The sequence below is a fragment of the Candidatus Rhodobacter oscarellae genome (assembly GCF_001078595.1).
GTDB lineage: Bacteria > Pseudomonadota > Alphaproteobacteria > Rhodobacterales > Rhodobacteraceae > Rhodobacter_B > Rhodobacter_B oscarellae.
Genome location: NZ_LFTY01000002.1, coordinates 1,038,703 through 1,056,666, shown reverse-complemented (window position 1 = coordinate 1,056,666; position 17,964 = coordinate 1,038,703). Strand labels below are relative to the sequence as shown.

General features: G+C 63.6%; 20 protein-coding genes. 18 read left to right on the top strand and 2 right to left on the bottom strand.

The window, feature by feature from the left end:
• Window positions 1–138: 138 nt before the first annotated feature.
• The 5 genes from AIOL_RS24390 (at window position 139) to AIOL_RS10050 (ending at window position 4,995) form a co-directional block, all read left to right on the top strand.
• Window positions 139–924: a Hint domain-containing protein gene (locus tag AIOL_RS24390; protein WP_235438823.1), complete on the top strand. Its 786-nt coding sequence runs from the start codon at window positions 139–141 to the stop codon at window positions 922–924.
• Between the two features lie 673 nt (window positions 925–1,597).
• Complete coding sequence (locus tag AIOL_RS25485) at window positions 1,598–2,146, top strand: Hint domain-containing protein (RefSeq protein WP_049642859.1); 549 nt, start codon at window positions 1,598–1,600, stop codon at window positions 2,144–2,146.
• Between the two features lie 79 nt (window positions 2,147–2,225).
• The gene (locus AIOL_RS10060) at window positions 2,226–2,831 is read left to right on the top strand and encodes a DedA family protein (protein ID WP_049642858.1); all 606 of its coding nucleotides are present in this window, start codon (window positions 2,226–2,228) and stop codon (window positions 2,829–2,831) included.
• Window positions 2,832–2,848: 17 nt separating this feature from the next.
• Window positions 2,849–3,997 (top strand): cytochrome P450, encoded by a 1,149-nt coding sequence (locus AIOL_RS10055; RefSeq protein WP_049645372.1) that lies wholly within the window; start codon window positions 2,849–2,851, stop codon window positions 3,995–3,997.
• A 104-nt stretch (window positions 3,998–4,101) separates the two neighbouring features.
• Window positions 4,102–4,995: a fructose bisphosphate aldolase gene (locus AIOL_RS10050; RefSeq protein WP_049645371.1), complete on the top strand. Its 894-nt coding sequence runs from the start codon at window positions 4,102–4,104 to the stop codon at window positions 4,993–4,995.
• On the opposite strand, the gene AIOL_RS10045 is transcribed toward AIOL_RS10050, so the two are convergent.
• The gene (locus AIOL_RS10045) at window positions 4,992–6,620 is read right to left on the bottom strand and encodes an acyl-CoA dehydrogenase family protein (protein ID WP_049642857.1); all 1,629 of its coding nucleotides are present in this window, start codon (window positions 6,618–6,620) and stop codon (window positions 4,992–4,994) included. The two genes, AIOL_RS10050 and AIOL_RS10045, sit on opposite strands and share 4 nt — an antisense overlap.
• Before the next feature lie 120 nt (window positions 6,621–6,740).
• Between AIOL_RS10045 and AIOL_RS10040 the strand changes: the two genes are divergently transcribed.
• From AIOL_RS10040 to ilvN, 13 genes are all read left to right on the top strand, one after another.
• Window positions 6,741–7,043 carry an FtsB family cell division protein gene (locus tag AIOL_RS10040; protein ID WP_049645370.1) on the top strand — a complete coding sequence of 101 codons (303 nt, stop codon included), beginning with the start codon at window positions 6,741–6,743 and terminating at the stop codon, window positions 7,041–7,043.
• A 272-nt stretch (window positions 7,044–7,315) separates the two neighbouring features.
• The gene (locus tag AIOL_RS10035) at window positions 7,316–7,714 is read left to right on the top strand and encodes a DUF2852 domain-containing protein (protein ID WP_049642856.1); all 399 of its coding nucleotides are present in this window, start codon (window positions 7,316–7,318) and stop codon (window positions 7,712–7,714) included.
• Between the two features lie 77 nt (window positions 7,715–7,791).
• Window positions 7,792–8,271 carry a DUF2852 domain-containing protein gene (locus tag AIOL_RS10030; protein ID WP_235438961.1) on the top strand — a complete coding sequence of 160 codons (480 nt, stop codon included), beginning with the start codon at window positions 7,792–7,794 and terminating at the stop codon, window positions 8,269–8,271.
• 69 nt (window positions 8,272–8,340) lie between these two features.
• Window positions 8,341–8,799, top strand: a complete 459-nt coding sequence (locus tag AIOL_RS10025; RefSeq protein ID WP_049642855.1) for an RDD family protein — start codon at window positions 8,341–8,343, stop codon at window positions 8,797–8,799.
• 77 nt (window positions 8,800–8,876) lie between these two features.
• Window positions 8,877–9,707 (top strand): arginyltransferase, encoded by an 831-nt coding sequence (locus AIOL_RS10020; protein WP_049642854.1) that lies wholly within the window; start codon window positions 8,877–8,879, stop codon window positions 9,705–9,707.
• On the top strand, window positions 9,704–10,096 hold the full coding sequence (locus AIOL_RS10015) for a VOC family protein (protein ID WP_049642853.1): 393 nt from the start codon (window positions 9,704–9,706) through the stop codon (window positions 10,094–10,096). The genes AIOL_RS10020 and AIOL_RS10015 overlap by 4 nt, the downstream gene beginning before the upstream one ends.
• A gap of 4 nt (window positions 10,097–10,100) precedes the next feature.
• Window positions 10,101–11,717, top strand: coding sequence for a hypothetical protein (locus tag AIOL_RS10010; protein WP_049642852.1), 1,617 nt, complete (start codon window positions 10,101–10,103; stop codon window positions 11,715–11,717).
• A gap of 258 nt (window positions 11,718–11,975) precedes the next feature.
• Complete coding sequence (locus AIOL_RS10005; protein WP_049645368.1) at window positions 11,976–13,745, top strand: acetolactate synthase 3 large subunit; 1,770 nt, start codon at window positions 11,976–11,978, stop codon at window positions 13,743–13,745.
• Window positions 13,746–14,069: 324 nt separating this feature from the next.
• Window positions 14,070–14,354, top strand: a complete 285-nt coding sequence (locus AIOL_RS10000; protein ID WP_152912463.1) for a hypothetical protein — start codon at window positions 14,070–14,072, stop codon at window positions 14,352–14,354.
• Window positions 14,355–14,430: 76 nt separating this feature from the next.
• Window positions 14,431–15,039, top strand: a complete 609-nt coding sequence (locus AIOL_RS09995; RefSeq protein WP_049642850.1) for a TetR/AcrR family transcriptional regulator — start codon at window positions 14,431–14,433, stop codon at window positions 15,037–15,039.
• Between the two features lie 82 nt (window positions 15,040–15,121).
• On the top strand, window positions 15,122–15,799 hold the full coding sequence (locus AIOL_RS09990; RefSeq protein ID WP_049642849.1) for a PspA/IM30 family protein: 678 nt from the start codon (window positions 15,122–15,124) through the stop codon (window positions 15,797–15,799).
• Between the two features lie 42 nt (window positions 15,800–15,841).
• Window positions 15,842–16,129: a hypothetical protein gene (locus tag AIOL_RS09985; protein ID WP_049642848.1), complete on the top strand. Its 288-nt coding sequence runs from the start codon at window positions 15,842–15,844 to the stop codon at window positions 16,127–16,129.
• A 134-nt stretch (window positions 16,130–16,263) separates the two neighbouring features.
• Window positions 16,264–16,824, top strand: coding sequence for an acetolactate synthase small subunit (ilvN, locus tag AIOL_RS09980; RefSeq protein WP_049642847.1), 561 nt, complete (start codon window positions 16,264–16,266; stop codon window positions 16,822–16,824).
• A 35-nt stretch (window positions 16,825–16,859) separates the two neighbouring features.
• Here ilvN and AIOL_RS09975 read toward each other — a convergent pair whose 3' ends face one another.
• Window positions 16,860–17,744, bottom strand: coding sequence for a DMT family transporter (locus AIOL_RS09975; protein WP_049642846.1), 885 nt, complete (start codon window positions 17,742–17,744; stop codon window positions 16,860–16,862).
• Window positions 17,745–17,964 lie beyond the last annotated feature (220 nt).

Below are 17,964 nucleotides of genomic sequence, written 5' to 3'. Positions count from 1 at the left end.
ACATTGAATGGTGACGGAGCTAACAGGATTACTGCATCTTTTAGCAGTGCGTCTATTTCTTCTTTGAACGCCGGTTGGAATACTGGAGCCGCAGGCAATGCTGGCACGCAAGAGGTCTTTACCCTTCTTGCAACCGCTATGGGTCAGACTGTCTTTAACGGCACCGTAAACGCACCGCTTACGTTGGCTGGCCGCATAGGTAACGCGACGATGGACGTCACTTTTGTCGGGCCTAACGACGGCACCTCAAATGTCGTACGCGTGGCGGGTGGCGGAGCTAATCTTGGCAATTTTTCTTTCACCGATGTGGTCGGGTCATTCTCGGCGATCCGATTCACGCCGACAGCGTTTACTGGTAGCAATGCAAGTTTCTTTCTAACTTCCCTAAACGCCACGCTGAGCTGCTTTTGCGAGGGCACGCGGATCGCCACGCCGCAGGGCTTTTCCTTGGTCGAGGACCTCTGCGACGGCGATTTGCTGGCCACCGCGGATGGCGGCACCACGACCGTGCGCTGGCTGGGCCGCAGCACCATCGACACGCCGCTGGCGCATCCCGCCAAGGTCAACCCGATCCGCATCTCGGCGGGCGCGCTGGGCAACGAGCGCGACCTGCTGCTCTCGCCCGACCACGGGGTCTATCTGGACGGGTACCTGGTGAATGCCGGCGCGCTGGTGAATGGCGAGACGATCTATCAGGTCGCCAAGATGCCCGAGAGCTTCACCTATTACCACGTCGAGACGGACGGCCATGAGCTGATCCTGGCCGAGGGGCTGGCGGCAGAGACCTACCTGCCGCAGCACCAAGAGCTCGCCTTCGACAATGACGCGACCCGGCCCGCGCGCGAGATCCCCGAGATGGACCTGCCCAGGATCACCTCTGCGCGCTTGCTGCCCGCAGGTCTCGGGATACGCGCGGCCGCTTGAACGGCGACGGGCTAGCGGTGCGCGCCGAGCGCCTTTGAGGTTTTTCTTCCGCGCGGGGCCGCCGCCGCAGGGTTATCCTTAACAGATGTACATCTGTACGATGTGTCGTTACCATATCAATGTATACGGCGATTCGCCGACTGACCCCCGTCATGCACAGGGTCGTAATTGAGCAAAGGAGGCACAGATGGTACAGTTCCTCGATTTTGAGACTATTCACTTCGCTAGTACGGCTTCAGTCACCAATACCGGTTCAGTCACATTCACCAACTCTGGTGCCAGTTTTCAGTTCCAAACATTGAATGGTGACGGAGCCAACAGGATTACTGCAGTTTTTGACAATGCGTTTGTTCTTTCTTCTTTGCGCGCCAGTTGGAATGCTGGAGCCGCAGGTAATGCTGGCACGCAAGAGGTCTTTACCCTTCTTGCAACTGCTATGGGTCAGACTGTCTTTAACGGCACCGTAAACGCACCGCTTACGTTGACTGGCCACATGGGACGCGGGACGATGAACGTCACTTTTGTCGGGCCTAACGACGGCACCTCAAATGTCGTACGCGTGGCGGGTGACGGAGCTCCTTTTCCCAGATTTTCTTTCAGCGATGTGGTCGGGTCATTCTCGGCGATCCGATTCACGCCGACAGCGTTTTCTGGTAACAGTCCACGTTTCGTTGTGAGTTCCCTAAACGCCACGCTGAGCTGCTTTTGTGAGGGCACGCGCATCGCCACGCCGCAGGGCTTTGCCTTGGTCGAGGACCTCTGCGACGGCGATTTGCTGGCCACCGCGGATGGCGGCACCACGACCGTGCGCTGGCTGGGCCGCAGCACCATCGACACGCCGCTGGCGCATCCCGCCAAGGTCAACCCGATCCGCATCTCGGCTGGCGCTCTGGGCAATGAGCGCGACCTGCTGCTCTCGCCCGATCATGCGGTCTATTTGGACGGGTACTTGGTAAACGCCGGCGCGCTGGTGAATGGCGAGACGATCTATCAAGTCGCCAAGATGCCCGAGAGCTTCACCTATTACCACATCGAGACGGACGGCCATGAGCTGATCCTGGCCGAGGGGCTGGCGGCGGAGACCTACCTGCCGCAGCACCAAGAGTTCGCCTTCGACAATGATGCGACCCGGCCCGCGCGCGAGATCCCCGAGATGGACCTGCCCAGGATCAGCTCTGCGCGCCTGCTTCCCAACGCGTTGCGGCCCGCGCGCGCCGCCTAAGACCCGCCGCGTCGCCCCGGCGCCACACGGTTTCGCGACCCTGGCGCGCATCCGTCCGCGCGCTTAGAGTGATGGCCGGATGATCGACGCACTCGCCCAATACCTGCCCGTTTGGGGCTATGCCTTGCTGGTGGTGTTCAACGCCGTGGGGCGCTGTGGGATCCCGCTGCCCTCCTCGGCGCTGATGCTGATGCTGGGCGCGCTGGTGGTGGGCGGCCCGACCGAGCTGGGGCTGGCCATCGCGCTGGGCTATGGCGCGGCGCTGGCGGGCGATCTGGCGGCCTACCCGCTGGGGCGCTGGGGCGGGGCGCGCCTGGGCGCGCTGACCGCGCGACGGCCCAAAGTCGCCGCCCTGATGGCCAGCGCCGAGGCCCTGGCCGCGCGCTGGGGCGCGCTGGCGGTGCTGATCACGCGCTGGCCCTTATCGACGCTGGGCCCCTATGTGAACCTGGTCGCCGGCGCGGTGCGCATGCCCCTTGGCGGCTATATCGGCTGGTGCCTGGTGGGCGAGCTGATCTGGGTGAGCCTCTACCTGTCGCTGGGATACGGCTTTGCCGCCAGCCTGGACTGGATCCTGGCGCGCGCCGGCCAGGCCTCGCAGGCCGCGCTGCTGGTGGCGGGGTTGGCCGCCCTGCTGGTCTGGCGGATCGCACGCCGCAGGCGCGCCTTGCCCCCAAAGGAATGATCGCGCAGGGTTGGCCCATGCCCCGCGCCCCCGTCTACGAGATCGACCCCGCCGCCTTTCATGCGGATCCCTACCCCGATCTGGCGCGGATGCGCGCCGAGGCCCCGATCTGCCATGTGCCGCAGCTTGGCGCCACGCTGTTCACCCGCCGCGACGACATCTTTGCGCAGGAAAAGCGCGTGGAGGTGTTCTCGTCCCACCAGCCGGACGGGCTGATGAGCTTGTTGATGGGCGAGAACATGATGCGCAAGGACGGCGCGGCCCATGCCGATGAGCGCAAGGCGACCTTCCCCGCCTTCAGCCCGCGCACCGTGCGCGACCATTGGAAGGCGCAGTTCGAGGCGGCCTGTGCTGCGATCCTGGACGCTCTGGCCCCGCAAGGCGGCTGCGAGCTGGTGCGCGACTTCGCCATGCCGGTCTCGGGCGCGGCGCTGCGGGTGATCACCGGGCTCACACAGCTCTCGCCCGCCGAGATCGACGCCGCCAGCCAGGCCATGATCGACGGCATCGCGAACTACGCGGGCCTGGCAGAGGTCGAGGCGCGCTGCCGCGCCGCCACCGCCACGCTGGACGCCGCCGTGGACCAGGCGCGGGACCTGGACCCGCTGTCGCTGGTCGCGGTGCAGCGCGCCGCAGGGCTGCCGGACCAATCGGTGAAGGCGAATGTGAAGCTGGCGATCTCGGGCGGGCAGAACGAGCCGCGCGACGCCATCGCGGGCACCGCCTGGGCGCTGCTGACCCACCCCGATCAGCTGGAGCTGGTCCGGGGCGGCGCCGCGTCGTGGCGCGATGCTTTCGAGGAATACGCGCGCTGGATCTCGCCCATCGGGATGTCGCCGCGCCGCATCGCCCGCGCCGACAGCGTCGGCGGCGTAGACCTGGAACCGGAGGGGCGCGTCTTCTTCATGTTCGGCTCTGGCAACCGCGACGAGGCGGTGTTCGACGCGCCCGAGCGCTTTGACATCACCCGGGACACCGCGCCCAGCCTGGCCTTCGGCGCCGGGCCGCATTTCTGCGCCGGGGCCGCCGCCAGCCGCGTGCTGATCGCCGAGGTCGCCCTGCCGATGCTGTTTGAGCGCCTGCCGGGGCTGCGCCTTGCCGGGGAGGCACCCTTTGCCGGCTGGGCCTTCCGCGGGCCATTGTCGCTGCCCCTGGCCTGGGGCTGACGCGCCCCGAACGCAGAAAATTCAAGATGTTAGCGCCACCAGCGTTGGACTCTACCCCGCAAAAGCGTAGAGGACGGGCGAGAAATTTTTAAGGGATGCAAGCCATGGGCACGTTGGATCAAACACAGCAGATGACGCAAGCGCCGGGGTTCATCGCCGCGCTGGACCAGTCGGGCGGCTCCACGCCGAAGGCGCTGAAGGGCTACGGTGTGAGCGAGGACGCCTATGGCTCTGAGGCGGAGATGTTCGACCTGATCCACGGCATGCGCGCGCGCATCGCCCAGGCGCCCGCCTTTACCGGCGCGAAGGTCATCGGCGCCATTCTCTTTGAGCAGACCATGGACCGCGAGATCGCCGGCATGGCGACCGGCGACTACCTGTGGCAAGAGCGCGGCGTGGTGCCGTTCCTGAAGGTCGACAAGGGGCTGGAGGATGAGGCGGAGGGCGCGCGCCTGATGAAGCCCAACCCCGGGCTGGACGCCACGCTTGAGAAGGCCGCCAGCAAGGGCATGTTCGGCACCAAGATGCGGTCCGTGATCGATGCGGCCAACCCGGCGGGCATCGCCGCCAACGTCGCCCAGCAATTCGAGATCGGCAAGCAGATCATCGGCCACGGGCTGATGCCGATCATCGAGCCCGAGGTGACCATCTCGATCCCCGACAAGGCCGAGGCAGAGGCGATCCTGCTGGGCGAGATCGCCGCGCAGCTTGATGCTCTGACGGGCGACCAGAAGGTGATGCTGAAACTGACCCTGCCCTCGGTGGCCAACCATTACGCGCCGCTGATCGCGCATCCGCGGGTGATGCGGGTCGTGGCGCTCTCCGGCGGCTACACGCGGGACGAGGCGAACGCGCATCTGGCGCAGAACGCCGGCATGATCGCCAGCTTCAGCCGCGCCCTGGCCGAGGGGCTGTCGGCGGCGCAGTCCGATGATGAGTTCAATGCGACTATCGCGGGTTCGATCGACAGCATCCACCAGGCGTCCGTGGCGGGTTAGCCCGAACCAGAGGGCATCACGCGCGCCAGGATCGCATCCACATCAAGCCCCGACACGGTGCCCGCGACATGGCCGCGGTCGCCGATCACCCGGCTGGCGACGTAGCCCTCTGCCACCGCAGAGGGCGCGGTCTTGATCAGGGCCGCCGCCGTCAGAAGCGTTGCCGTGCGCTCGGTGAAAAGCCGCGCCTCGGCCTCGCCCGCGGGCGAGGACCAGAGCCGCGCGTGCTCTGCCAGCGCCTGGTCATAGCGCGCGTCCGCCCCAAGAACCGAGCGCAGCTCGTGGATCAGGGCCTCTGATGCCTCTGGCTCGCGCGCGAGCGTGCGCAGCACATCCAGGCAGATCACGTTCCCCGAGCCCTCCCAGATCGAGTTCAGCGGCGCCTCGCGATACAGCTGCGGCATTGGCGTGTCCTCGACAAAGCCCATACCGCCGAGCGCCTCCATGCATTCATAGATCACGCCGGGCGCGCGCTTGTTGTTGAGGAACTTCGCCAGGGCGACGGCGATGCGCGCGAAGGGGCGCTGGTCGGGGTCGTCATAGGCCGCGGCGACGCGCAGACCCAGCGCCAGGGCGCCCTCGACATCCAAGGCCAGATCCGCCAGCACCGCCCGCATCAGCGGCTGGTCGATCAGCCGCCGCTGGAAGGCCGACCGCCCGGCGCACCAATGCAGCGCCTCGCCCAGGGCCGCGCGCATCAGCCCCGCGGGGGCCACGGCGGTGTCCAGCCGCGTGTGATGCACCATCTCGATGATGGTGCGCACGCCCTGCCCCTCCTCGCCCAGCCGATGCGCGAAGGCGCCGTGATACTCGATCTCGGCGCTGGCATTGGCGCGGTTGCCCAGCTTGTCCTTCAGCCGCATCAGGTGGATGGCGTTGCGCGAGCCGTCCTCTAGCCAGCGCGGCACCAGAAAGCAGGTCAGCCCGCCCGGCGCCTGCGCCAGGGTCAGAAAGCCGTCCGACATCGGCGCCGAGCAGAACCACTTATGCCCAAAGAGCCGGTAATCGTCGCCGTCGGGCTCGGCGCGGGTCGTGTTGGCGCGCACGTCGGAGCCGCCCTGTTTCTCGGTCATCGCCATGCCCAGGGTCGCGGCGGTCTTGCCCGAGAGCGGCACGACGGATGGGTCGTAGTGCCGGGCGGTCAGCTTGGGCACCCAGCTTTGCGCCAGCGCGGCATCGGCGGACATAGCGGGCACCGCGGCATAGGTCATCGTCATGGGGCAGCAGACCCCGGGCTCGACCTGGTTCATCAGATAGACCATCGCGGCATGGGTCACATGCCCGCCCCGCGCGCCGTCCTCCCAGGCGCAGGCGGCGTAGCCGTGCTCCAGCCCCAGCCCCAGAAGCCAGTGATAGGAGGGGTGGAACTCCACCTCGTCCAGGCGCCGCCCGGCGGCATCAAAGAGCCGCAGCTGGGGCGCGTGGCGATTGGCCTGCCGCCCGGCCTCTTGCATCTGCGGCTGCGACAGCGCCTGGGCCAGGCCGCGCGCCGCCGCGATGTCCCCCCTATGCGCCGCCAGCCCATCCTGCAGCGCGGCATCCCGCCAGAGCTCTGCCACGCGCGGGCCGGGCTGGTTCTCTACCGTGTGGGTCGGAAGTTCGCTCGTGGGATCGGTCACACCCATGGGCCCCCTGAGTCTGTTTGGCCACGCACAGGGATACCGCGCCAAATGGGGATTCACAAAAACAAATCGCTATGCAATAGTCACGCCAGACCGCAATTAATGCGGCAGGCAGGCGAGATCATGAACACCCCACGCACCGCTCCTACCCTTGGGACGCTTCTGTTTTTGGCGATTGTCATGGCTCTGGGCCTGTATTTCACCTTCGCCAGCGTGCAGGGCGATTACGGGCTGTTCCGGCGCATCCAGGTTGAATCCGAGGCCGCCGAATTGCAGGCCGAGCGCGACGCGCTTCAGGCCGAGGTCGCCGCGCTGCGCAACAAGACCAAGCGGCTGAGCGATGACTTCCTGGATCTCGACCTGCTCGATCAGCAGGCCCGCGACGTGCTTGGGCTGGTGCGCGGCGACGAGGTCGTTATCCGCTGATTGCGGCCGCCGCGGCACGCGGCTAGGCTACCCCCAAACGGGCCGTTTCGCGCGGGGATTCGCCCGGCAGTTGCCGCAATCGCGCGGGTTTCGCCGCCATTCCGGCCGCACACCAAAACTTTTTAACGGCGCAACGCGTTGATTTCAAACAGCAATCCGAACAAATGTAAAAAGCCTTCACATTTTCTCTTGATCCACCACCCGAAATCCCCATCTTCAGTAATGTGAAAGACATTCACATAGACCCGAAACACCACAAACAGGAGTAATTCATGTCCACTGTCGCAACCTGGCCCATGCAAGCAGAAAGCTGGCTCGACGAGCGCGGCAAAGGCGCTTGGATCGCGGCCACGGTCGTCGGTTTCTTCATCTTCTGGCCCGTCGGCCTCGCCCTTCTTGCATATATGATCTGGGGAAAAGGTATGTTCAAAGGCTCCTGCGCCAAGTGGCGCACAACTAGCACCGCCCGCCACGGCTTCACGACCACCGGCAACGCCGCGTTCGACACCTATAAGGCCGACACGCTGAGCCGCCTTGAGGAAGAGCAAGAGGCCTTCGAGGCCTTCCTGCAGCGCCTGCGCGAAGCCAAGGACAAGTCCGAGTTCGACCAGTTCATGGACGACCGCGCCACCTCCGCCAAGAAGGCGAAGGGCGACGAGGCCCGGGCCTAACCCAACTCCGCGCGGCCCCGCCCCCTTCTCACCCCCCGGGGGCGGGGTCCGCCAGATCCAACCAGGGACTCTTTTTCATGAGCATTACAATGACAGCCGATCACCACCACGCCGCCCATACGGGCCCGCAACCCTCCGTTCCGCGCCCGATGCCGGTGGTGGTGCAAATCCTCTCGACGCTGATGTTCGGCGCCTTCTCTATCATCGCCGTCGTCATGGCCTTCCACTCCTTCTGGCTGGCCGGCTTCGTTATCGCCGCCATCCTGGGCTGGCGCGGCGGCTTTGTGCCGGGCAACTTCAACCAGGTCTCGGCCGATGAGATCGCCGAGCGGGTCCGCGCGCTGAGCCCCGAGGCGCAGCACCGCTCCAGCGGCAACACCAGCTTTGACGCCTATCGCGGCGACATGCTGCGCCGCCTGGAGGAGGAGCAGGACAATTTCGACGGCTTCCTGACGCGGCTGCGCGAGGCCAAGGACCGCTCGGAGTTCGACACGTTCATGGATGAGCGTGCGTCCAAGGCCCGGCGCGAGGCCATTGAGGTCCACGACGAGAGCTAAGACAGGAGCGCGGCCCGCTGGGCCGCCTCCGCCCATCCTCGCCGCCCACCCTCGCCAAGAGAAAGCACCATGCCCCAAGAAAACGATCCCTACTGGGGTCTTCCGGACCCGCAGATCAAGCCAGAATTCTATGCCAGCACGGCCACCAAGCGCCTGCTGGCCTGGTTCATCGACTTCGCCGCGATCTCGGCGATCTGCGTCGTGATCCTGCCCTTCACGGCCTTCCTGGCATTGTTCATCTTCCCGGTGCTTTACCTCGTGGTGGGGTTCTTCTACCGCGTGATCACCATCTCCAATGGCTCTGCCACGCCGGGGATGCGCTTTATGGCGATCGAGCTGCGCACCCGCGAGGGCGCCCGGCTCGACAGGACGCTGGCGCTGCTGCACACGCTTGGCTACACGCTGTCGACCTCGATGGTCCTGGTGCAGCTTGCGTCGATGGCGCTGATGGCGACCACGCCGCGCGGACAGGGGCTGAGCGACCTGATCCTGGGCACCACGGCGATTAACCGTTCCAATCATCTTTGACGTGTGGTGCGACCAAAGGGCTTGGCGGCGCCGATTGCGATTGCTAACCTCCTGTTAAGGGGACAAAGTAAAAGCATATGCGTCACACGCTACCCATCGCGCCACAATTCTATGTCACGGCTCCGCAGCCGTGCCCGTATCTTGCTGGCCGGATGGAGCGCAAGCTTTTCACCGCCTTGCAGGGCGAATATGCCGAGAAGCTCAACGACGTGCTTTCGCAGCAGGGCTTCCGGCGCTCGCAGAACGTGCTCTATCGGCCCAGCTGCGCGGAATGCTCGGCCTGCATGTCGGCGCGCGTCCGCGTGGCGGATTTCAAGCCCTCCAAGAGCCAGCGCCGCGCGCTTAACCGCAACGCGGATCTGCGGCGCGAGGCGACCTCTCCCTGGGCCACCGAAGAGCAGTTCGCGCTGTTCCGCGACTACCTGGAGCAGCGCCACTCCGACGGCGGCATGGCCGATATGGACATCTTTGAGTTCGCCGCGATGATCGAGGAGACCCCGGTGCGCAGCCGGGTGATCGAATACTCCGCCCCCGCGGGCACCGGCAGCCGAGAGCTGGCCGCGGTCTGCCTGACCGATGTCCTGGAGGACGGGCTGAGCATGGTCTACAGCTTCTTCGACCCCGCCCGCGCCAGCGACAGCCTGGGCACCTATATCATCATGGACCATATCCGCATCGCCCAGGAGGCGGGCCTGCCCTATGTCTACCTGGGCTATTGGGTGCCCGGCTCGGCGAAGATGGGCTATAAGGCCAAATTCGGCCCCCTGGAGATCTACAAGGACGGCGCCTGGCAGGATATCGGCGACCCCGAGGCGCATAAGGCCAGCATGCACCCGCTATCCACCGCGCCGATTGCCGAGCAGGTCTCGCAGATCAGTCTGCCCGACAGCCAGCCGATCCGCGGGTGACCCAACGCGTCGCCACCATTGCGCTTGTGGTGCCGGACTACGAGGCCGGGATCGCGTTCTATGTCGGCAAGCTGGGCTTCGAGCTGCGCGAGGATATCGACTTTGGCGGCGGCAAGCGCTGGGTGGTGGTGGCCCCCAAGGGCGGCGGCGCGGGCGCCGCGATCCTCCTGGCAAAGGCCTCCGGCCCCGAGCAGGAGGCCGCCATCGGCAACCAGACCGGCGGGCGCGTGGGCTTCTTTCTAGAGACCGACGATTTCGCCCGCGACCACGCGGCCATGCTGGCCGCCGGCGTCACCTTTGACGAAGAGCCCCGCCATGAAAGCTATGGCAGCGTGGCCGTCTGGCGGGACCCTTTTGGCAACCGCTGGGACCTGATCGAGCGGCGCTAGGCCGATGATGGGTAAGTATGGCAAACCTGACGCACGCTTGCGCAACGGACACGACGGCTTGATGGCATTGTGCCTCAAGATGTCCGTGAAACTCAGGAATGCCGCCGTGCGCGACCCCTCAAAATCCGCGGAACTTAGAAAGAGCGGGTATCGGGCGTTGGGAAATAACACTGATATGGCTGACGCCAACGGCCATGCAGCCAAATCGCAGACGGGATTTTGGGCCCTCTCTGAGGGCGAGATTGCAGGTCTCCAGCGCCTTATCGTTCTGATTCTGATCGCATCGCCCGCCGTCTTCTTTATCACGGCGGGATCTATCGGCGTCAAAGTATTCTGGGCTTTGGTCATCGCCTATGTGGTCTTTGGCAGCCGCGCGCCCTGGCCAAGCCTGCGCAGCGTTGGATTGTGGGCAGCGCTTTCCATCCCGGTCTTGGCGTATTTCTATGTCTTAAGTAACGGGTTTTACGGCACATTCTTTGACTGGCGCAAAAGCGAGTGGCTGCTTTACATGCTCGCCGAAACCGAGTGGCCGCAAGCTGAAAGCGACACCGTCATCCTGCGATACTACTTCGGCGCCTATGTCTTCCCCGCCCTCACAAACGCTTTGCTCGGGTTAGGCCAACCGCAGATTGCGTTTTGGATCTTCTTTGGGATGTTCTTCGCCTTGGCTGTGTTGGTGATATCGACCGGGCGCCAGTTGCTGCTATCGGTCGTCTTCTTTTCCTTCTTCAGCGGCTTCGATGTTATAGGCAGCCTGCTTCTCGATGATAAATTCTATATCGGGAAGCATATCGAGTGGTGGACGGGCTGGGGCGCAATCCAGTTTTCGTCCTTTGGTACGAATATTTTATGGGTGCCCCAACATTTCATGCCAGCACTCTTTGCCGTGGCGCTTGTCTTGCCCGGCGGGCAGTTTCGGTATCGCGGGTTGCACGCGATTGGGATGGCCGCCCTGCCTTTTTGGTCACCAATGGTGTTTCTAGCTGCAGTTTTATGCCTATTGCCGATTGTGCTTTTGCGCGCCGAGAACGGCGTTCTCAAGCATTTCCGCACGGCCTGGTTGGACTACGTCTTAGGTGTGATCGTTTTTGCTGCGCTTTACGCCTATATCTCAATGTCTTTGGAACAAACAACTGGCTGGTCTGTAAACGGATTTAGCACAACATTGCTCTTGTTTTTTGTGCTCGAGGCCGGCGTGCTCCTGGGAGCAATGCTATTAATATCGAAAAAGTTCGAGGCAGTGGATTGGACTACACTTGGAACCTTAACAGGATGCCTGATGTTCATAACCCTGGTCCGCTTTGGCACAGGCAACGATCTGGCAATGCGGTCCAGTAGCTTAGCGTTGCTCTTGCTGGCGGTGTTGTTCCTGAAACACTTGCCTGGCGCAGGCACAGCCTGGTTTCCTGGAGCGAAAGTGATTGTGGTCGTCTGTCTTCTGGTCGGGGCTGGAACATCGGGTTTTGAGTATTATCGCCAAGGTGTCCTGGAACGCACCTCGCCACATCCCTTCCCGAAAACCTACGAAGAAATGGAACGCTATCACCGCGGGCCGTGGTACTGGCAATACCACGCAGAGAAGTCGACGATAAGCCGGCTTCTATTCGGGGACCGCGGCTGACCCTCAAAGACCGGAAAGAAAATTCCAAAAAACCGCACCGGGGCGACATTTTCTCCGCGAGACCTGTTGACGACCCAAATCCAGCGACATAGGGTCTGCTCCACGCAAAGGAGCCCCGAGGATGGATCTCGTACTCGTAATCGTATGGAAATGGCGCATGGGCCGGTAATCCGGACACCCAAAGGACCCCATGCGCCCCGGACAAAGCTCCGGGGCTTTTTTGTGAATAGGACGCGTGAAAGACAGATGGAGACCAACATGTCACGCCAGCAGATGACCGGAGCAAAGATGATCGTCCAGGCCCTGAAGGACCAGGGCGTAGACACCGTATTTGGGTATCCCGGCGGCGCCGTCCTACCGATCTATGACGAGATCTTCCTACAGAACGACATCCGCCACTACCTGGTGCGCCACGAGCAGGGCGCGGTGCATATGGCCGAAGGCTATGCGCGCTCCACCGGCAAGCCCGGCGTGGTGCTGGTGACCTCTGGGCCGGGCGCCACGAACGCCGTGACCGGGCTGACGGACGCGCTGATGGACAGCATCCCGATCGTGGTGCTGACCGGCCAGGTGCCGACCTTCATGATCGGCAACGACGCCTTCCAGGAGGCCGACACCGTCGGCATCACCCGCCCCTGCACCAAGCATAACTGGCTGGTCAAGGACACCAACGACCTCAGCGGCGTGATCCACCAGGCCTTCCACGTGGCCAAGCATGGCCGCCCGGGCCCGGTGCTGGTGGACATCCCAAAGGACGTGCAATTCGCCAACGGCACCTACACCGCCCCCGAGGACGCGCCCACCAAGCACTACCAGCCCAAGACCAAGGGCGACGCGGACCGCATCGAAGAGCTGGTCGAGCTGATCGAGGCCGCCGAGCGCCCGATCTTCTACACCGGCGGCGGGGTGATCAACTCTGGCGACGCCGCCACGGCGGCGCTGCGGGAATTCGTGGACGGCACCGGCTTTCCCATCACCTCGACCCTGATGGGTCTGGGCGCCTACCCGGCGAACGGCAAGCACTGGCTGGGCATGCTGGGCATGCACGGGCTTTACGAGGCCAACCTGGCCATGCATGGCTGCGACCTGATGATCAACGTGGGCGCGCGGTTCGATGACCGCATCACGGGCCGGCTGCAGGACTTCTCGCCGAACTCCAAGAAGGTGCATATCGATATCGACCCCTCCTCGATCAACAAAGTGATCCATGTGGACGTGCCGATCATCGGCGACGTGTCAGAGGTGCTGGCCGAGGCGCTGGCGCTCTGGAAGGCGCGCGGCTCCAAGACCAACGCGCCGAAGCTCAGCGACTGGTGGCACCAGATCAACGACTGGAAGAAGGTCAACTGCCTGGCCTACACCCAGGCCGAGGGCGCCAAGACGATCAAGCCGCAGCACGCGCTGGTGCGCCTGGAAGAGCTGACCAAGGACCACCCCAAGCGCTACATCACCACCGAGGTGGGCCAGCACCAGATGTGGGCCGCGCAGTATCTGGGCTTTAACGAGCCGAACCGCTGGATGACCTCCGGCGGGCTGGGCACGATGGGCTACGGCTTCCCGGCGTCGATCGGCGTGCAGGTGGCCCACCCGGACGCGCTGGTGATCAACGTGGCGGGCGAGGCGTCCTGGCTGATGAACATGCAAGAGCTCGGCACCGTCTCGCAGTACCGCCTGCCGGTGAAGCAGTTCATCCTCAACAACGAGCGCCTGGGCATGGTGCGCCAGTGGCAGGAGCTGCTGCATGGCGAGCGCTACTCGCATAGCTGGTCGGAAAGCCTGCCCGATTTCGTCAAGCTGGCCGAGGCCTTTGGGATGAAGGGCATTATGGTCTCTGACCCCGCCGACCTGGACGACGCCCTGATGGAGATGATCAACTATGACGGGCCGGTGGTCTTCGACTGCCTGGTGGAGAAGCACGAGAACTGCTTCCCCATGATCCCGTCGGGCGAGCCGCATAACAGCATGCTCCTGGGCGAGAACGTGGACACCTCCACCGCCATCAAAGAGGGCGGCGCGGTTCTGGTCTGAGGCCTGCGTGATTTGGTCGGGAATGACAGGGTCCTTTTGGATCCTGTCGGTCCTGCCGATGGCTCTAGTTGATATTCGTCCTGCGCCGGCGCCGATGCGGTGTCAAAACCGCCCGACAGCCCTGTCGCGCGCCGCATAACAGCATGCATAAAAGCGACGATATGGGCACCCTAACCGCCATCACGCAGGGCGCTGCGGGGCTGGTTTACACCTGTTAACAAAGTCTCCGCATTTTCGTCAAAATTTCATCAAAGTCTCTGCGTCAAAGAGGTAGCAAGGCCGGACAGGATTCCGGTGCTGGGGCAAGAGTGGACACCGACCAAGATGAGTAACAAGACGACTGGGGCGCGTGTTGAAGCGGCCTTTGGGGGATTCCTACGTGGAGAGTGCGGCGCGGTCACCGTGGACATGGTCGTGCTTGTCGCCGCCATCGTTTCCATCGGCGTGGTCGTTTTGTATAAGACGCACAGTGCCGTGGACGACTACAGCACCGAATTGGAAACCTGCATGTGGCGCCACACCAACATCCTGAACGGCAAGTTCAATAACGGCAGCCTCAACTACCAGGAACGTCTGCAGAAGATGCAGCGCCGCTGCGGCGACATCTAGCGCCCACGGGACCTAGCCCCTACCCAAGGCGCAAAGAACGCGGTAGACCCCTCTGAACACGGTTCAAAGGTCTACGATGTCCGAAAAAACAGAAAAACGCCGCGCCGATCTGCGCGCCCGCATCCTGGACGCGGCCGAGGCGGTCGTGATCGTCGAGGGCATGTCTGCGGTCAAGGCCCGCGATTTGGCAACTAAAGCCGGATGCGCCTTGGGCGCGATTTACAATGTGTTCGACGACATGACCCAGGTGGTGCTGGAGGTGAACTCGCGCACCTATAAGCGCCTGGGCGCGGCCGTGGCCGAGGCCATGGCCCAGGTCCGCGACGCCCCGCCTGTCGACCAGCTCGTCGCGCTTGGGCACGCGTATCTGCATTTCGCCGATTCAAACACCAACGCCTGGCGCACCCTCTTTGACATCCCCATGAGCGCCGAGACCGGCGTGCCGGAATGGTACATTGATGAGACCAAGCGGCTCTTGCACAATATCTCCGGCCCGCTCAGCCAGGTGCGCCCTGACCTGACGCCCGAGAACTTGTCCATTCTGTGCCGGGCGCTGTTCTCTTCGGTGCATGGGATCGTGATTCTGGGGCTTGAGAAACGCATCACAGCGGTGCCAGAGCAGGATTTGGCGCCAATGATCGAGGTGATCATCCGAAATTACGTAGGGTCACAGGCCAAAATCTGAACATCGTTCAATAAATGTCTTGAACGGCGTTCAGGAATCACTTAATCAACTCTTATGAACGATGTTCACAGGAGTTGACGACATGCTAGGCACTATCCGAACCCTCATCCTCGGCGCCAATGCCGCCGCCGAAGAACATGTGCGAGACCTGCACGCCATCCCCCTCATCGACCAAAAGATCCGCGAGACAGAGGCTAACCTGCGCGCCGCCAAGATCACGCTTGCCAGCCTGATCCAGCGCCACCGCTCCGAGCAAAAGCTCGCCGCAGCGCTGGACGGCAAGATCGCCGACCTGACCGCCCGCGCCCAAGAGGCGCTGGCCGAGGATCGCGAGGACCTCGCCCAGGACGCCGCCCAGGCCATCGCGCAGATGGAGAACGAGCAGGCCATGCGCCAGACCACCATCGAGCGGCTGGACCAGAAGATCACCCGCCTGCGCAGCACCGTGGAGTCCGCGCAGCGCCGCGTCATCGACCTGCGCCAGGGCGCCATCGCCGCCCGCGCCGTGCGCAACGAGCAAAAGGTGCAGGGCCGGTTCCTCAGGACCTTCTCGGGGCGCAGCTCTGCCGATGAGGCCGAGGAGCTGATCAACAAGGTCGTCGGCAGCGATGACGGGTTCGAGCAATCCGAGATCCTGCGCGAGATCGAGACCGAGCTAACCCATGACGGGCTGGCCGACCGCATGGCCGCCGAGGGCTTTGGCCCGGCCACGAAATCCACCGCCGCAGACGTTCTAAATCGCCTGAAGAAATCCAAGTAACCCACTGAAAATAATATATCAAACTCAATAGGAGATAAGATAATGCAACCCCAACATTCGCAAGATAACAGCCTGATCATGTTCATCAACGGCGCCGGCGTCGCCATCGCCTATGGGCTTCTGGCGCTCTCGCTTTACCTCTCCACCGACGTGCCGCTGGCCACCAAGGGCTATTGGGGGATCGGGGTGCTGCTGCTGACGCTCTCGCTGATCAACTTCGTCAAGTACCGCTTTGACAGCCGCCTCTCCGAGGACCGCATCCAGCGCCTGGAGGAGGCCAAGAACGAGAAAATCCTCGAAGAGTTCGTCACCGCCGACAAGGCCGCCTAAACCGCGCCCCAAATCGCCACAGAGCCCCCGCCGCCGCGGGGGCTTTTTTCTATGCCGCCAAGGCGTTTCCCCAGTGGCCATCCGAAATATTATTCTATAAACACCGTCGGACGCGAAACATAAAGAGACGAGCCATGTCCGCTTTGAAGATCAAAAAAGGCACCTCGAAGCATTCCGCCTACGACCTGCGCGACCCGCATGCCGAGGGGCTAGAGCGCCACACGCTGACCGTGGTGGTGGACAACGAGGCGGGCGTTCTGGCGCGCGTGATCGGGCTCTTCTCGGGGCGCGGCTATAACATCGAGAGCCTGACCGTGGCCGAGACCGACCACGAGGGGCATCTGAGCCGCATCACCGTGGTCACCATCGGCACGCCGAGCGTGATCGAGCAGATCAAGGCCCAGCTTGGCCGCATCGTGCCCGTGCACGAGGTGCATGACCTGACCGTCGAAGGACCGTCGGTGGAGCGCGAGCTGGCGCTCTTTAAGGTCGAGGGCGAGGGCAATGACCGGATCGAGGCCCTGCGCCTGGCCGAGATCTTCCGCGCCAATGTGGTGGATTCGACGCTCGCCAGCTTCGTCTTCGAGATGACCGGCACGTCCGAGAAAATCGACGCCTTCGCCGATCTGATGCGCCCGATTGGGCTGGTCGAGATGGCCCGCACCGGGGTGGCCGCGCTGTCGCGCGGCGCCTGATCGGGCCCGCTCCTCCGCCCTGACGGGCGTCCTCGCTATGATTGCGCGCGCCGCTCGCGCCAGATGATCAAGAGCCCGCTGGCGATGATCAGCAGCGCGCCCGGGAAGAGATCCGCCCAGGGCGCCTCGTCATAGAATAGCCAGCCCAGCCCGAACGCCAGCGGGATCCCAAAGTATGAGAACGGCGCCAGGTTCGACTGCTCGGTCATGCGGAAGGCCACCACCATGGTCAGCACCGCCGCACCACCGAACCCGCCCATGATCACGATCCAGCCCAGGTCGCCCCAGCCTTGGATCGGCGAGAAGCCCCCGAGCAAAAGCGCCAGCAGCGCCGCCCCGATGGCCGAGGTCAGCGCCGAGTAAAGGTTCATCAGGGCGCTGGGGACCTCCTCGTCAAAGAGCCGCGACGTGATGCCAGTCAGCGCATAGAGCGCCGCCGCGATCACCGGTAGGATCGCGATGCTTGAAAACGCATCGCGCCCGACCCCCATCACCAAAACGACGCCCGCAAAGCCCACCAGCACCGCCGCCCATCGCACCCAGCCGACCTGCTCGCCCAGGATCGGCACCGCGAACCCCACCATAAACAAGGCCATCGCGTAAGAGATTGTTGTGGCCGTGGCGAAATCCATATGCACCAGCGCGGTGTAGAAACTGAGCTGCGCGAAGACCACGATCCCGCCGCGCAAGAGCGCCAGGCGCCACTGCCGGATGCGCAGCCTGCGCCCGCCCGCATGCCAAGACCGCACCATCCAGAGCCCGACCACCGCCGGGATCATGCCGAAGATGTTGCGATAGGCAGAAAGCTCGGCGGCGGTGTAATCGCCAGCGAGCCGCTTGATCACCAGCCCCATGAAATCAAAGAGCAATATGGCAAGAAGGTAGAGGGCGATCGCCCAAAGGGTCGCGTTTCGCGTCATGGGGTGTCCTGGGAGGGCCAAGAATTTTTCAAAAATTCTTGCGCCGGATTTTGTGACAAAATCCGCACCCCGCGGAGATGTCAAAGAAAAAGGGCCCCCTAAGGGGCCCAGTTTCGCTGATTAGGCTCATATTTGGTTACCGCCCGGTTTTCTGCCTGCGGCCTAATCCGCGTTAAGGGCGAGCGCACTCGCCCCGTGTGAGGATGGGCAAGGACTACAC